General features: G+C 73.3%; 16 protein-coding genes and 2 pseudogenes. 9 read left to right on the top strand and 9 right to left on the bottom strand.

From position 1 onward, the window contains the following. Positions 1-43 precede the first annotated feature (43 nt). Positions 44-850: a trans-aconitate 2-methyltransferase gene (locus E1265_RS23150; protein ID WP_132932922.1), complete on the bottom strand. Its 807-nt coding sequence runs from the start codon at positions 848-850 to the stop codon at positions 44-46. Between the two features lie 102 nt (positions 851-952). On the opposite strand from E1265_RS23150, the gene E1265_RS23145 reads away from it, so the two are divergent. The 3 genes and pseudogenes from E1265_RS23145 to E1265_RS23135 all read left to right on the top strand — a co-directional run bounded on the left by E1265_RS23145 (position 953) and on the right by E1265_RS23135 (position 2,967). Further along, positions 953-1,450, top strand: a complete 498-nt coding sequence (locus E1265_RS23145) for a MarR family transcriptional regulator (RefSeq protein ID WP_132932921.1) — start codon at positions 953-955, stop codon at positions 1,448-1,450. 23 nt (positions 1,451-1,473) lie between these two features. Next, positions 1,474-1,933, top strand: a pseudogene (locus E1265_RS23140) (Type 1 glutamine amidotransferase-like domain-containing protein); the annotation flags it as partial. Positions 1,934-2,004: 71 nt separating this feature from the next. Then, on the top strand, positions 2,005-2,967 hold the full coding sequence (locus E1265_RS23135; protein WP_132932920.1) for an aminoglycoside phosphotransferase family protein: 963 nt from the start codon (positions 2,005-2,007) through the stop codon (positions 2,965-2,967). A gap of 15 nt (positions 2,968-2,982) precedes the next feature. On the opposite strand, the gene E1265_RS23130 is transcribed toward E1265_RS23135, so the two are convergent. Then, a complete protein-coding gene (locus E1265_RS23130; protein WP_243741036.1) occupies positions 2,983-4,182 on the bottom strand; it encodes an MFS transporter in 1,200 nt (399 codons plus the stop codon). A gap of 54 nt (positions 4,183-4,236) precedes the next feature. On the opposite strand from E1265_RS23130, the gene E1265_RS23125 reads away from it, so the two are divergent. From E1265_RS23125 to E1265_RS23115, 3 genes are read left to right on the top strand one after another with little or no spacing between them, the layout of a single operon-like run. Next, positions 4,237-4,992 (top strand): helix-turn-helix transcriptional regulator, encoded by a 756-nt coding sequence (locus E1265_RS23125; RefSeq protein ID WP_243741035.1) that lies wholly within the window; start codon positions 4,237-4,239, stop codon positions 4,990-4,992. Between the two features lie 39 nt (positions 4,993-5,031). After that, positions 5,032-5,280 carry a hypothetical protein gene (locus tag E1265_RS23120; RefSeq protein WP_132932918.1) on the top strand — a complete coding sequence of 83 codons (249 nt, stop codon included), beginning with the start codon at positions 5,032-5,034 and terminating at the stop codon, positions 5,278-5,280. Continuing rightward, positions 5,277-5,675 (top strand): PIN domain-containing protein, encoded by a 399-nt coding sequence (locus tag E1265_RS23115; RefSeq protein ID WP_132932917.1) that lies wholly within the window; start codon positions 5,277-5,279, stop codon positions 5,673-5,675. Before E1265_RS23120 ends, E1265_RS23115 begins: the two co-directional genes overlap by 4 nt. A gap of 61 nt (positions 5,676-5,736) precedes the next feature. Here the strand turns inward: E1265_RS23115 and E1265_RS23110 are convergent, their stop codons facing one another. After that, positions 5,737-6,294, bottom strand: a complete 558-nt coding sequence (locus E1265_RS23110; protein WP_243741034.1) for an XRE family transcriptional regulator — start codon at positions 6,292-6,294, stop codon at positions 5,737-5,739. Positions 6,295-6,400: 106 nt separating this feature from the next. Here E1265_RS23110 and E1265_RS23105 point away from each other — a divergent pair, with 106 nt between their 5' ends. After that, a complete protein-coding gene (locus tag E1265_RS23105) occupies positions 6,401-7,132 on the top strand; it encodes an amino acid racemase (RefSeq protein ID WP_132932915.1) in 732 nt (243 codons plus the stop codon). On the opposite strand, the gene E1265_RS23100 is transcribed toward E1265_RS23105, so the two are convergent. Together E1265_RS23100 and E1265_RS23095 are read right to left on the bottom strand one after the other, a co-directional pair. Then, entirely contained in the window at positions 7,129-7,923 is a 795-nt protein-coding gene (locus E1265_RS23100) for a hypothetical protein (protein ID WP_132932914.1), read from the bottom strand. The two genes, E1265_RS23105 and E1265_RS23100, sit on opposite strands and share 4 nt — an antisense overlap. A 152-nt stretch (positions 7,924-8,075) precedes the next feature. Continuing rightward, on the bottom strand, positions 8,076-8,675 hold the full coding sequence (locus E1265_RS23095; protein ID WP_132932913.1) for a Uma2 family endonuclease: 600 nt from the start codon (positions 8,673-8,675) through the stop codon (positions 8,076-8,078). A 348-nt stretch (positions 8,676-9,023) separates the two neighbouring features. On the opposite strand from E1265_RS23095, the pseudogene E1265_RS39495 reads away from it, so the two are divergent. Next, positions 9,024-9,392 (top strand): annotated as a pseudogene (locus E1265_RS39495) (serine/threonine protein kinase); the annotation flags it as partial. Positions 9,393-9,444: 52 nt separating this feature from the next. Here E1265_RS39495 and E1265_RS39490 read toward each other — a convergent pair. The 3 genes from E1265_RS39490 to E1265_RS23080 all read right to left on the bottom strand — a co-directional run bounded on the left by E1265_RS39490 (position 9,445) and on the right by E1265_RS23080 (position 11,288). After that, positions 9,445-9,597: a type II toxin-antitoxin system VapB family antitoxin gene (locus E1265_RS39490; protein WP_243741033.1), complete on the bottom strand. Its 153-nt coding sequence runs from the start codon at positions 9,595-9,597 to the stop codon at positions 9,445-9,447. Positions 9,598-9,673: 76 nt separating this feature from the next. Next, positions 9,674-10,192: a GNAT family N-acetyltransferase gene (locus tag E1265_RS23085; protein ID WP_132932911.1), complete on the bottom strand. Its 519-nt coding sequence runs from the start codon at positions 10,190-10,192 to the stop codon at positions 9,674-9,676. Further along, on the bottom strand, positions 10,158-11,288 hold the full coding sequence (locus E1265_RS23080) for an epoxide hydrolase (protein WP_132932910.1): 1,131 nt from the start codon (positions 11,286-11,288) through the stop codon (positions 10,158-10,160). The genes E1265_RS23085 and E1265_RS23080 overlap by 35 nt, the downstream gene beginning before the upstream one ends. Positions 11,289-11,350: 62 nt before the next feature. On the opposite strand from E1265_RS23080, the gene E1265_RS23075 reads away from it, so the two are divergent. Continuing rightward, positions 11,351-12,319, top strand: a complete 969-nt coding sequence (locus E1265_RS23075) for a WYL domain-containing protein (RefSeq protein WP_132932909.1) — start codon at positions 11,351-11,353, stop codon at positions 12,317-12,319. Positions 12,320-12,325: 6 nt separating this feature from the next. Here E1265_RS23075 and E1265_RS23070 read toward each other — a convergent pair whose 3' ends face one another. Continuing rightward, positions 12,326-12,988: a response regulator transcription factor gene (locus E1265_RS23070; protein WP_132932908.1), complete on the bottom strand. Its 663-nt coding sequence runs from the start codon at positions 12,986-12,988 to the stop codon at positions 12,326-12,328. Positions 12,989-13,288: the final 300 nt, after the last annotated feature.

Here is a 13,288-nt window from a genome sequence, read left to right as displayed (position 1 = left end):
GCGGAGCTGACCGGCCCCTTCGGGGCGGTAGGCCGCCAGGTCGTCAGCGTTGGGCGATCACGAAGACGCGGCGGAAGGGGAAGATCGTGCCGTGGGCGGTGGGTGGGTAGGCCGCGCGGAGGGCGGTGCGGTAGTCGGCGAGGAAGGCGTCGCGCGCCTCCGGGTCGTCGGCGAGGGCGGCGAGGACGGGGCGGAGGCCGGTGCTCCGCACCCAGTCGAGGACGGGGTCGGGGCCCTGGAGGACGTGCAGGTAGGTCGTCTCCCACGCGTCGACGCCGCAGCCGAGGGCGGCGAGCGAGGCGAGATAGCCCTCGGGCGGCTGCACGACGTCGGCGTGCCGGAGGACGCCGCCGAGGCGGTCGCGCCAGCGTGGGCCCTCGCAGAGGGAGCGCATGAGCACGTGGCTGGGGGCGGCGAAGTTGCCGGGGACCTGGAAGGCGAAGACGCCGCCTGGGCTCAGGGCGTCGACCCAGTCGCGGAACCGGTCGACGTGCCTCGGGAGCCACTGGAGGGCCGCGTTGGAGACGATCAGGTCGAACGTCTCGCCGGCCGCCGGGCGCCACGTCGCGAGGTCGGCCTCGGCGAAGTCCAGGGTGCCGCCGCCGGGCGTGGGGCCCGCGTGGCCGCCGGCCTCGGCGAGCATCGTGGCGGAGTTGTCGTAGCCGGTGATGTGGGCCGTGGGCCAGCGGTCGGCGAGCAGGAGGCTGGGGGCTCCGGGGCCGCAGCCGAGGTCGGCGACGCGGGGGTCGGCCGCCGGCAGCGGCGGCACGCGGGCGAGCAGGTCGATCAGCGGTCGGGTGCGGTGGCCGGCGTACCTCTGGTACTGGCCGGGGTCCCAGTCGTGTGCCATGGGGTCATGCTCCCCCTCCATTTATCTCTACGTCAAGAAGCTTGACATCATGAAGCTTCACATCGTGAGACTTTATATCGACAGAACAACTAGACTGACCGCATGGAGGACGAGGTTGATCGGCTGGTGGCCGCCTGGCGGCGCGAGCGTCCCGATCTCGACGTGGAGCCGTTGGAGGTGCTCAGCCGGGTCAGCAGGCTGGCCCGCCACCTGGACCGGGCCCGGCGGCTGGCCTTCGCCGAACACGACCTCGAGCCCTGGGAGTTCGACGTCCTCACCGCGCTGCGCCGGGCCGGCAGCCCCTACCAGCTCTCCCCCGGCCAGCTCCTCACCCAGACCCTGGTGACCTCCGGCACGATGACCAACCGCATCGACCGGCTCGCCAAGCGCGGCCTGGTGGAGCGGCAGCCCGACCCCAGCGACCGGCGCGGAGTGCTGGTCCGCCTCACCGAGTCGGGCATGACCCACGCCGACCAGGCGCTGGCCGGGCTGCTCGCCCAGGAGCGCGCGCTGCTCGGCGGCCTGAGCGCGGCCGAGCGGCAGCAGCTCGCCGGGCTGCTGCGCGCCCTGACCGCGCCCTTCGACAACATCCCCGCGTAGGGCTCAGCCGGCGGCGGCGCGGCCTCGTCGCGGCCGTCCGCGAGCGAGTGACCGCCGGCGACCTTGACCTACCTGGGGTCGAGCGCCGGCACCACCATGGCCTGCCCGACGCTGCGCACCACCAACGACATGCCCATCGTCCAGCCGCCGACGTTCGAGGCGCTCGACCTGGTGCCGTTCCAGATCAACCCGCACTACCTGGACGCCATGCCGGACACCCCACACCTGGGCGAGAGCCGGGCCGAGTGCCTTGAGCAGTGCCTTGAGCAGTTCCTTGAGCGGAACGACGTGCCGGTCGTCGGCCTGCGCGAGGGCACCTGGCCGCGCCGCGAGGGCCCACGACTGACCCTCGGCGGCATCACCGCCGGCGCGCTCCTCTTCCGCCGCGGCCAAGCTCCGGAGGAACTGGCCCCGGGCGCCGACCTGAGCGACCTGCTGCGGGAACGCTGTCGCTTCGACGTGTCGACCACGGCGGCGGCCTGAGACCGGACCCGCCGGCCTCCACCTCCGCCAAACCTTTGCGCGTGCCGCCGTCCGGATGATGGGGTGGCACGGTGACGATCCACGACGAGGCGACCGCCGTCCGACCGTTGACCCTCGCCTGGGTGAGCCGGCAGCTGGACGTCGGCGAGCGGGTCGTCAGAGCCGAGGCGCTGCGCGGCGGCGTCACCGCCGAGATGCGGCGGCTGACCATCGGCCGGCGGGATGGGGGCACCCGTGAGCTGGTGCTGCGGAGCTACGTCGACCCGTTCTACGTGGGGCTCGCCGAGGACGCGCTGGCCAGGGAGGTTGGTGCCCTGACCCTGCTCCCGGGGACCGGCGTGCTGGCTCCCGGACTGGTCGCGGTCGATCCGACCGCCGCGCACTGCGAGTATCCGTCGCTCCTCATGACGCGTCTGCCGGGCCGGATGGTCCTCGACGACGAGGGGGTGACGGCGCGGGTCCCCCTGCTGGCCCGTCAGCTCGTGGCGATCCACGCCGTGCGCCCCGCCGAGCGGCCCCGGAAGTACGTGACGTTGACGACCGCCGACACCGTCGTGGTGCCGAAGGGCGCCGACGCGGCGGCCTGGGCCGCGGCGATCGACGTGATCAGCGGACCCGCGCCGCGCTGTGAAGGGCGATTCCTGCACCGGGACTTCCACCCGGGGAACGTGCTGTTCGACGTGGCACCCTCAGGGCCGGCGGGTGCCCGGATCACCGGCGTCGTCGACTGGGCGGCCACCTCCTGGGGGCCAGCGGATCTCGATGTCGCGCACTGCTCCGTCAACCTCGCACTGCTGCACGGCCCCGCGTGGGGCCTGCGCTTCCCCGAGGCATACGAGGAGGCCGGCGGGGTGCTGGCCGCAGCCGCGAGCGAACGGCGGTACTGGCTGGTCAGGGACGCCCTGGCCGCCTCGGAGGAGGTGCGGTCGGTGTCGCGGGGATGGCGGGAGGCGGGGAGGACGGAGCTGACGACGCGAGTCGCGGAGCAGCGGCTGGACGCCTATGTCACGACCCTGATGGACACACTGGGCTGAGCCAGGGCGACTCGTTCACCTCGCCACCTCCGCCGCCTGTCGCGCCGCGCGGGGCCCCGCGCCCGGCTCGGGCAGGGTGCGGGCCAGTAGCCAGGCCACGACGGGCAGCACGATCAGCGGCAGCAGCGCGGTGCGCAGCGACGTCGCGTCGGCGGCGGCACCGATCAGCGGGGTGGCGACCCCGCCGACGGTGACCGTCAGGCCGAGCGTGACGCCGCTCGCGGTGCCGATCCGGTTGGGCAGGTAGTCCTGGGCGAGGGTCACCTGGAGCGAGAACGGCACGTAGAGCGCGGCCGAGGTGGCCGCCACGAAGCCGTAGACGACGGGCCCCGGCACCAGCACGACGCCCGCGACGGCGAGCACGGTGGCCGCGTACGACCAGGTCACCACCCGCACCCGCCCCCAGCGCGCGGCGAGCCGGCCGCCGAGTACCGTGCCGACGCCGCCGCCCAGGTAGAGGACGAACAGCGCCACCGCGGCCGCCGTCTCGCCGCCGCCGGTGCGCTCGGCGACGTACAGGCCGACGAACGAGCTCAGTCCGACGAAGACGATCGACCGGCAGACGACGGCCAGTGTCAGCCGCAGGAACGCGGCCCGGTCGTCGGCGCCGGCCAGCGCGGCGGCCCGCTCGGCCGCGCCGCCCGGCGCGCGCAGCAGCCGGAGCGCGGCCACGCACAGCAGGGCGCCGACGACGGCCGGCAGCGCGAGCAGCGGCGTGGCGCCGAGCCCGCCGACCGCGACCACCGGCGCGACCAGCAGGGGGGCGGCGGCGAAGCCGACGTTGCCGCCGAGCGCGAACCAACTCATCGCGGCGTGACCGCCGTCGGGCTCGCCGGCGCTGGCCAGCCGCGCCACCCGCGCCGACTCCGGGTGGTAGGCCGCGGCGCCGATCCCGGACACCGCGACGGCCGCCAGCGTGAGGGCGTAGGAGTCGCCGACCCCGGCGAGGCCGAGTCCGCCGCCGGCCACCAGCGTGCTCGCCGCCAGCAGCCACGGCAGCGGCCACCGGTCGGTGAGCGCCCCGAACAGCGGCTGCACGACGGACGACAGCAGTGAGGCGGCGAGCACGATGCCGGACGCCGCCGCGTAGCCGTAGTCGCGCTCAGCGACCAGGAAGGGCACGAGGGCCGGCACCGCGCCCTGGTAGAAGTCCACGCAGGCGTGCCCGAGCGACAGCCGGGTGATGGGGCTCTTCTTCGACGTTCTGGGTCTCACCGCCCGAGCATGGCCCGGGCCGCCGCTGTCCTGCTTCCGATAAAATGCCGAATGATGTCGCTGACCCGCCAGATCAGGTACGAGCCGGTGGCCCGCACCGTGACGCTGTCGCTGGCCCCCGGCGCGAGCATCGACGCGCACCGGCACGACGACCACCAGATCCTGTACGCGGGGCGCGGCACCCTGGCCATCACCACGGACGCCGGCACCTGGGTGGCGCCCGGCACCCGCGCGATCTGGGTCCCGGCCGGCACCATCCACGAGCACCGCGCGCACGGCCACCTCGACCTGCACACCGTCGGCCTGCCCGCCACCCACAACCCGCTCGGCCTCGACGAGCCCACGGTGCTCAGCGTCAGCCCGCTGCTGCGGGAGCTGCTGCTCGCCTACACCCGCCCGCCGCTTGACGACACCCCTGAGCGGCGCCGGCTGCGGGCCGTGCTGCTCGACCAGCTGCGGTCGTCCCCGCAGCGGTCCGTCCACCTGCCGACGCCGCGCGACCCCCGGCTTGCCGCCGTCTGCGCGCTGCTGGCCGAGGATCCGGCGGACGGCCGGGGCCTGGCCGCCCTCGGCGCGGCCGTGGGCGCCGGCGAGCGCACCCTCTCCCGCCTCTTCCGCGCCGAGCTCGGCCTGACGTTCCCCCAGTGGCGCACCCAACTGCGGCTCTACCACGCGCTGTTGCTGCTCTCCTCGGACCTCCCCGTGACCGCCGTGGCACACCGCTGCGGCTGGGCCTCCCCCAGCGCCTTCATCGACGCCTTCCGCCGCGCCTTCGGCCACACCCCGGGCGCGCACCGGACGTTGGGGTGAGGGCTCACCCCGTGACGCATACCGAAGTATGCTGAGCGTATGGCAGCCACCACGCGGATCACCGTCACGCTCCCCACCGAGCAGGTGACCGAGCTCAAGAAGCTCACGGACAACGTCTCCGGCTATGTCGCGGAAGCCGTGGCCCGGCAGATCCGCCACCAACTCCTCGGCGAGGACCTGCGGCGTCACCAGGAGGAACATGGCGCCTTCACCGCCGAGGAGTTGACCGAGGCCCGCGAGCGGATCCTCGGCTTCGACGGCGCCGGCACGGGGTCGGAAGCCGCGTGAACCACGTCGAGTCCGTGGTCCTTGACTCCCAGGGCCTCTCCACGTGGATCGCGCAGGATCGCAGGACACTCGCGCTGCTTCAGGTGTTCCACGGCATGGGCACGGACCTGGTCATCAGCGCCAACACGATCGTCGAGGTCAGCCACGGGCGGGTGAACGTGCCACGGCTGCGGTGGGCACTGTCACGTCTCAAGATCGAGCCGGTCACCGCCGAGTCCGCGCGGTCCGCCGCCGAACTCCTGAAGGCGGCAGGACTGAACGGCTATCGGTACGCGATCGACGCCACCGTCGCCGAGGCCGCGCTGCGACAGCCAGCACCGGTCGCCATGCTGACCTCGGACCTCGACGACATGCGCGCCCTCTGCGGCGACCGGGTACGACTCATCGACGTCTGAGCGCCGGCCCGCTCCGCGGGGGGCCGCCATGGGCCGTCGATCGTCCGGGCCGCCGCGCCCGCTACGGGTGCTCCATCACCACCACCGCCGCCGTGCCCGGTTCCAGCGCCTCGTAGACGTGGGGCGCGTCGCCGGGGAAGGAGAGGTAGTCGCCGGGGGCGAGTTCGACCGGTTCCGCGGTGGGGCCGACGCGGGCGCGGCCGGCGGCGAGGATCACGTGCTCGACGGTCCCCGGCTGGTGCGGCGTGGACAGCTTGGCCTCGCCCGGCTCGGTGGTGATCCGGTAGAGGTCGCGGCGCGCGCCCGGCGGGCAGGACGCCAGCAGCGTGGCCGCGTAGTCGCCCCGCTCGGCCCGCGTCACCGGGCCCTCGCCGGCCCGCACGAGACGCACCGGCGGGCGCGGCGGGTCGACGAACGCGCTGAACGGCACGCCGAGCGCGACGCCGATCGCCCAGAGCGTCTCCACACTCGGGTTACCGCCGCCCGCCTCCAGCTGCGACAGCGTGGACTTGGCGACCCCGGCGCGCGCCGCCAGCGCGCTCAGCGAGAGGCCGGCGCGCTCCCGCTCGCGGCGGATCGACTCGGCGATCCGCGCCCCCAGATTCGACTCCTCGCCCAACCGTTCGCTCCTGACCCTTCGTCGTTCGGCTTGACGAACACCCGTCCTGTCGCCCACCATACCGGACGTCCGTTCGTCAGACCGAACGAAGGAGACCGTAGCCATCATGAACCACCACCTCGGGATTCTCGGTCACAGCGCGGAGGGCGCCGCGCTCTGCTTCCGCACCTTCTGCCAGGAGGGCTTCCGCGCGCTCGGTCCGCACGACCACCCCGACGTGACGCTGGACCTGATATCGATGGCCCGCGCCATGCCGGCCTGGGACGCCGGCGATCACGACGCGATCCGCGCGATCCTCGCCACCAGCGCCGAGCGGCTCGCCGCCGCCGGCGCGACCTTCTTCGTCTGCCCGGACAACACCGCCCACCTGGCCCTCCAGCGGCCAGGGCCCGACCTCGCGCTCCCGGGCCTGCACCTGCCCGATGTCGTCGCCGCCCGCGCGGCGCGCGACGGCCGGCGGCGCGTCGGCGTGCTCGGCACCCGCTTCACGATGGGCTCCGCGCTCTACTCCGACGCCCTCGGCCGGCACGGCATCGCGGCCGAGGTGCCGGACCCGGCGGACCGGGAGACGGTCGACCAGATCATCTTCGACGAACTGGTGAACGGCGTCTTCCGCGACGCCGCCCGCGACGCGTACGTTCGCGTCATCGAACGGCTGGCGGCGCGTGACTGCGACGCGGTCGCCCTGGTCTGCACCGAGATCCCGCTGCTGATCGGCCCGGACGACTCGCCGCTGCCGACCCTCGACTCCACCCGGCTCGGCGCGGCGGCGGCGCTCGCGGTGGCCACCGGCCAGGCGCCGTTCCCCACCTGGCACGGCGGCCCACTCCCGCACTAGCCGAGCGAGCAGGTGGCGAGGTCCTGCAACCCGGCCGGGGCCGTGGCGCCCTGCCGCTCGATCGAGATCCTGATCCGGTCCAACGTCGCCACTCGCTTGTCCTCCAACGGACCGAGAATCGCGTTCTGCACGAAGTTCGGACCACCCTCACCCGCCGAACTCACCAGCCGCGCGTTCGCCTCCGCGATCTGCGTCTCCAGCAGCGCCAGGTTCCGGTCCACCTCCGCCTGCGCAGCCGCCGGCACCGCCGCCACCGACACCTCGGGACACACGATGCTCCCGGCACCCGCGTCCGCGCCCGCCTCGCTCTCGCCCCCACCTCCCTCCTCCTCCGGCGCGCCCGGTTCCTCGGGGGTGGCCTCGACCGGGTCGCCGGAGTCAGAGAGTTGGCAGGCGGCCAGCGCGTCGAGGTTGCCCGGCGGCGTCTCGCCCTGCCGCGCGAACGCGGTGCCGATCCGGGCCAGCGTCGCGACCCGCTTGTCCTCCAACGGTCCGAGAATCGCGTTCTGCACGAAGTTCGGGCCGCCCTCGCCGACGGAGTCGGCGAGCCGCGCGTTCGCCTCCGCCATCTGCGTCTCCAGCAGCGCGAGGTCCCGGTCCACCTCGGCCTGCGCAGCCGCCGGGGTGTTGGTGACGAGGACCTGGGGGCAGACGACGCGCTGGCCCGCGGTCGCCGACTCCTCCCCCGCCATGGCCGCGGTCACCCCTACCGCGCCGGCCACCACCGAACCACCGACCAGGCCGGCGATCAGGACGCGCCGGCGGTTGAACGAAGGACGGCCACGGGACATCGGGTCACCTCACGGGGATCGGGGGATGTGCGGTTGTGTTGGTTCCACCACAACCGTGCGCGCCCCAGGCCCCGTCGCCCCCGACGTTCAACTCATCCGATAAATTTCCCCACCACCCGCTACCCGGCGGTTAACATCCCGGTCCCAGCCGGTCAACCGAGCGCCATGTCCGTCTCCGTGTACAGCGGCAGGCCCACCGTCTCGATCGTCCACCGGCCGACCTCCGTGTCGATGGTCACCGCATCCCCGAAGGGGCGCTTGCCGAGGCGGCTGGCATAGGCCGGAACACCTCCGTTGGTGACGATGTCCCAGTGGTAGGACCAGGTGCCCTCGCGCGGGTCGACGATCAGGTAGCGCGGAATGCCCATGCGCGGGTAGTCGGCGAGCTTGTCCCGGTAGTCGTTGTCGGGGTTCGAAGGGGAGACGATCTCCACGGCGAGCAGAATCTCCCGCGGGTCGAGCGTCGGCTCCGCCGCGAGCATGGCCTCCTCGCTGACCACCAGCACGTCCGGGACGCGGAGCTTGCCGAGGAGTTCGTCGTCGGTGTCCGTCGACTCGTAGGCGAAGATGCCGTCCGGCAGCTGCTGGTCGAGCTGCCGGGTGACGCGCTTCGCGTTCACCTGGTGTCGCGGACGTGGGCTCATCATCATGACCAACTGCCCGTCGCTGATCTCCGGATAGTCGAGACCGGGCGGCGGCGTCAGATGCTCGCGCAACTCCCGTAGATGCCGGTACACGGTGTTCTCGCTCAACGGGCGCTCCGGATGTCGACGAATGACCGAGACAGGGCTGTTGCCCTGCCCCTCATCGTAGGCGGCCAGTACTCTCACAGGGGTGAGCGAGCCCGTGATCAGCCGACCCACCACCGACGCGGACGCCGATGACGTCTTCCAGCTGCTCAGCGGGTTCGCCACCAGCTACCGGCCAGAGCGGGCCGTCTTCGACGCGGTCACGTTCCCCGGCGTCCTGGCCGCCGCAGCGGCGGGCCGGGCCGTGGTATCCACCCCGAACTGTGCCGGCGCGCGGAGAGTCGATCCGCCGTACGCACGCAGCGCAGGCTGGGAGGGGCCGCAGTGGCCCGTTCTAGGGGAGGGAACATTATGGAGCAGCTGGCGGCGTTCGACCCACGCGAGCTCGGGCTGTACCGGCCGCGTGCCGTGCTGGGTGAGGGCGGCATGGGGCGCGTGCTGCTGGCCACGGGGGCGGACGGCGCTCTGGTGGCGATCAAGAGGGTGCACGCGCATCTGGCCGCCGATGACGGGTTCCGCCGGCGTTTTCGGCGCGAGGTGGCAGCCACCCGCAAGGTGGCCGTTGACCACATCGCACCCTTGGTCCACGCCGACTTGGACGCCGACGTCCCCTGGCTGGCCTCCGAGTTCGTACACGGTCCTGCGCTAAGGGTGGTGTTGGAGGAAGCCGGTGGCCTGCCCCAGGACGCGGTGCTACGGCTGGCCAACGGACTGGCGGCGGCGCTGCGCGACATCCACGCGGCCGGGCTGGTCCACCGTGACCTGTCGCCCTCTAACGTGCAGCGTCGGCGAACTCTGTCGCAGTCGCCGCTTCACCGCGTTCCTCCATGGCCGCGCGCACCGCTGCCGCCTTTGTGGCGACGCCGTACAGCCGCATCGCCTCCTCGACGATCTCGTCGTCAAGATCGATAACCGTCCGAGACATGCCCCTCCTCGCCAGGTCGCCACAGAACGTTATCGCCGGAGAGAGCACGGTCCAGCCCGTTCAGGCGGCGGGTGCGTCAGCTCGGCCGTGGACCGCCCCGGTCGTCGCCGTTGAGCGTGCGGCGGTAGCGGACGCCGGGGCGGTTCATGAGGGTGATGTCGGCGACGGGCGTGAAGCCGTTGCGGGCGAGGACCGTCATGGAGGCGGCGTTGTCGCGGGTGGTCTTGGCGGTCAGTTCGGTGAGGCCGTAGGCCGTGGCGGCCAGGCGGCATGCCTCGGCGACGGCGGTCGTCGCCACGCCCCGGCCGGTGGCACGTTCCGCGATCCGGTAGCCGAGTTCGGCGGAGCCGGCCTCGACGTCCACCAGGTTGACGCGGCCGACCAGCTCGCCGCGGTCGTCGAGCACGACGTGGAAGTGGCAGACGCCGGCCTCCTGTTCGTCGAGCCGCGCCCGGTGCGTGGCGGCGAACTCCGCGAAGTAGGCGTCGCCGCGGTCGGGGATCGAGCGGGCGAAGTAGGCCCGGTTCTCCCGCTCGAAGGCCAGCAGCGCGGCGGCGTGGTCAGCGTGGAGTCGCTCCAGTGTCAGCGTCAACATGCTCGGCAGCGTAGGCGATGGCCTTGTCGAAGAAACAGCGAATATCGGCGGCCAGGGCCTCAGGCACCTCCATCGCCGGGAAGTGGCCGCGGCCCGGGTTGGTCTCCGGCCAGTGGATGATCCGGTTGGCGCGGTCCGCGAGGCGGCGGATGCCGGGCGGGCCGACGTAGACGCCGGTGGGGACGACGTCCTGGCCTGCGGGCCAGCCGAACTCGGTGGTCTCGTACATCGGCCAGGAGGACGTGCCTGAGGTGCCGGTCAGCCAGTAGACCGTCGCGTTGGTCAGGAAGAGGTCCCGGGAGGTGTGCACGTTGAACTGGTGGAACTTCTCAGCCAGCCAGGCGAGTTGGCCGACCGGTGAGTCGTCCCAGCCGTAGCAGAACGTCTGCGGCGCGGCCCGCAGCAGCGCGTGGTGGTCGACGCCGCCGGTCGACCACTGCTTCATCAGCTCGTAGCCGGCCAGCTCGTCCGGCGTCATGTCGGGCACGTCCGCCTCGGTCGGGAAGCCGAGGCCGCCGTCGATGTACACGCCGACGACGTGGGCCGGGTCGACCACGGCCACCTCGGGGGAGACGTAGGCGCCCAGGTCGCCGCCAACCGTGCCGTACCTGTCGTAGCCGAGGCGGCACATCAGCTCGGCCCAGATCCTGGCCACCCGCGTCACGCTCCAGCCCGTGGTGGGCGGCGGAGCCGAGAAGCCGAACCCCGGCACGGACGGCGCGACGACGTGGAAGCCACGGGCGGTCAGCGGGGCGAGGAAGTCGGTGAACTCGACGAACGAGTTGGGCCAGCCGTGGGTGAGGACGAGCGGCAGCGCGCCAGGCACCTCGGAGCGGACGTGCAGGAAGTGGATGTCGAGCCCGTCGATCTCCGTCGTGAACTGCGGGAAGGCGTTCAGTGTGGCCTCCCAGGCGCGCCAGTCGTAGCCGGAGCGCCAGTGCTCGGCCAGCTCCCGCAGGTGGTCGACGGGGACGCCGCGGCTCCAGCCATCGCCCGGCAGCTGGCGGGGCCAGCGGGTGCGCGCGAGGCGGTCGTGGAGGTCGTCGAGCTCGGCCTGCGGGATGTCGATGCGGAAGGGGACGATCTGTTCGGTCATGCGATCACCGTAGAGGGGATATAGGTCCGCTCCGGTCCTCGTTGGTCCGGCATGATGGCGGCATGAGCGAGAACCAGGCGGGACGGCTGCTGCGGCTGCTCTCGCTGCTCCAGACGCCGCGTGAGTGGCCGGGCAGCGAGCTGGCCGAGCGGCTCGGGGTCACGGCCAGGACCGTGCGGCGGGACGTGGAGCGGCTGCGGGACCTCGGCTATCCGGTGCGGGCGACGCGGGGCGCGGTCGGCGGGTACCGGCTGGCGGCTGGGCAGGCGATGCCGCCGCTGCTGCTCGACGACGAGGAGGCGGTGGCGATCGCGGTCGGGCTGCGGACGGCGGCCGGCGCCGCCGTCACCGGCATCGAGGAGGCCAGCCTGCGGGCGCTCGCCAAGCTGGAACAGGTGCTGCCCGCGCGGCTGCGGCGCCGGGTCGCGGCGCTCGGCCTGGCCACGGTGCCGGTGGCCGCCGGCGAGGAGGACCAGGGCGTCGATCCGGAGGCGCTGGCCGTGCTCGCGGGCGCGGCGGCGGCGCGGGAGCGGCTGCGGTTCGGCTACCGCGCGGCGGACGGGCGGGAGAGCCGGCGGCACGTGGAGCCGTACCGGCTCGTCGCGGCGTGGCGGCGCTGGTACCTGCTGGCGTACGACACCGAGCGGGACGACTGGCGGGTCTTCCGCGTCGACCGGATCGCCGCGCCCCGGCCGACCGGCGTGCGCGTGGCGCCCCGCGAGCCGCCGGGCGACGACGCGGCCGAGTACGTCACGCGCCGCCTCTACGAGATGTTCCCGCGCTTCGAGGTGGTGGCGACGCTTGGCCTGCCGGCCGAGGAGGCGGCCCGGCGGCTCGGCATGGGGCGCGAACTGTTCCGGCCGATCGACGCCCGGAGCTGCCTGCTGCGCGGCCCGGCCGACGAGTCGAAGGAGTGGCTGGCGGCCCGACTGCTCACGATGGACTGTGAGTTCGTCGTGCACGAGCCGCCGGAGCTGGCCGACTACCTGCGCCTGGTCGGGGAGCGGGCGCTGCGCGCTACCGGCGGTTGACGGCGGTCAGTCCGCGGGGGTGACGCCGGCGCGGCGGGCGAGGGCGACGGCGGCGAGGGTGGAGTGGACGCCGAGCTTCCCAAGGACGTTCTGCATGTGGGTGCGGACGGTGTGCGGCGAGAGGTAGAGCCGCTCGGCGACGGCCTTGCGGCCGAGCCCAGCCAACATGCAGCGGAGAACCTCGAGTTCGCGCGGGGTCAGCGACTCGACGAGCCGCTGGTGCTCGGTGCGGTGCCGGCGGTCCCGGCTCAACTCCCGCAACACGCCGGTGAGGAGGGCCGGGGAGATGTGCGTCTCGTCGCGCTGCACGCCGCGGACGACCTGGAGCAGGCGGGCCAACGAGCTGTCCTTGGCCACCCAGCCGCTGGCGCCGGCCGCGAGGGCCTGGGCGGCCAGCTTCGGGTCGTCATATGCCGCGAGCATGACAGCACGAAGTGCGGGGAGGCGCTCCTGCGCCGTCGCGAGCAGCGAACCGTCGCCCTCCATGCCCTCGCGCAGGCCGGCGTCGAGGAGCAGCACGTCGAACGGGGCGCGCTCGAGCAGTTGGTGGGCGGCGGGCAGCGAGCCGACGGCCGCCGCGTCGACGTCCTGCTCGGCGGTGAGCGCGGTGGCCAACGACTCGGCGAAGATTCGGTGCTCGTCGACCACCAGCACCCGAATACGTTCCACAACCACCCCTCGCGTCTGCCACCTCGGCTTCGGGCGGGCGCGACGCCCGTGCCCGGTGCCGGGGAGAACCGTGCGGCCGCCGCCGTACGGCACCGGTACCGGGCCGTGGGCGTCGCACCCACCTGTCTCGCCCCCTGACACACGCACCGGCCCCCACCGGTGCGCCTCTCTCAGGGTACGGGCGGGCGCGGACGGTGGAAGTGGTTTGCACCAAGTCCTCGCAACAAAGCGATCACGGCCTGCCGGCCTACCGGTCACCACGTCCCGTGCCCCGACGCCCCTCCCCGGGGGCCGCACCCC

Origin of the sequence: Streptomyces sp. 8K308 (genome assembly GCF_004348315.1) — a bacterium.
GTDB lineage: Bacteria > Actinomycetota > Actinomycetes > Streptomycetales > Streptomycetaceae > Streptomyces.
The sequence above is the reverse complement of the archived record's forward strand: the minus strand, read 5'-3'. Positions and strand labels throughout refer to the sequence as shown.

Coding starts and splice junctions, on each gene's coding strand:
- E1265_RS23150 (WP_132932922.1), bottom strand. CDS start 850: ATGGCACACGACTGGGACCCCGGCCAGTACCAGAGGTACGCCGGCCAC.
- E1265_RS23145 (WP_132932921.1), top strand. CDS start 953: ATGGAGGACGAGGTTGATCGGCTGGTGGCCGCCTGGCGGCGCGAGCGT.
- E1265_RS23125 (WP_243741035.1), top strand. CDS start 4,237: ATGTCGCTGACCCGCCAGATCAGGTACGAGCCGGTGGCCCGCACCGTG.
- E1265_RS23120 (WP_132932918.1), top strand. CDS start 5,032: ATGGCAGCCACCACGCGGATCACCGTCACGCTCCCCACCGAGCAGGTG.
- E1265_RS23105 (WP_132932915.1), top strand. CDS start 6,401: ATGAACCACCACCTCGGGATTCTCGGTCACAGCGCGGAGGGCGCCGCG.
- E1265_RS23100 (WP_132932914.1), bottom strand. CDS start 7,923: ATGTCCCGTGGCCGTCCTTCGTTCAACCGCCGGCGCGTCCTGATCGCC.
- E1265_RS39490 (WP_243741033.1), bottom strand. CDS start 9,597: ATGTCTCGGACGGTTATCGATCTTGACGACGAGATCGTCGAGGAGGCG.
- E1265_RS23085 (WP_132932911.1), bottom strand. CDS start 10,192: ATGTTGACGCTGACACTGGAGCGACTCCACGCTGACCACGCCGCCGCG.
- E1265_RS23080 (WP_132932910.1), bottom strand. CDS start 11,288: ATGACCGAACAGATCGTCCCCTTCCGCATCGACATCCCGCAGGCCGAG.
- E1265_RS23075 (WP_132932909.1), top strand. CDS start 11,351: ATGAGCGAGAACCAGGCGGGACGGCTGCTGCGGCTGCTCTCGCTGCTC.